Below are 249 nucleotides of genomic sequence, written 5' to 3' on the forward strand. Positions count from 1 at the left end.
CTTCCTGTCCGGGTTGGGGCGGCGGGAGCAGGCGTTGGCCCCGGCCGAGGAAGCCGTTACGATCCGGCGCCGGTTGGCCGAGGCGAACCCGGACGCCTACCTGCCCGACCTCGCCGGGTCGTTGAACAACCTCGGCATCTTCCTGTCCGGGTTGGGGCGGCGGGAGCAGGCGTTGGCCCCGGCCGAGGAAGCCGTTACGATCCGGCGCCGGTTGGCCGAGGCGAACCCGGACGCCTACCTGCCCGACCT

The 249-nt window shown here is 72.7% G+C and carries 1 protein-coding gene; it reads left to right on the forward strand.

Features of this window, described 5'->3' with window-relative positions; translation table 11 throughout:
* Positions 1-249, forward strand: a 249-nt coding sequence (locus tag ACXN5W_RS30420) for a tetratricopeptide repeat protein (protein WP_473161826.1), incomplete at both ends; no start/stop codon positions are given.

This window comes from Plantactinospora sp. A48 (assembly GCF_055793945.1).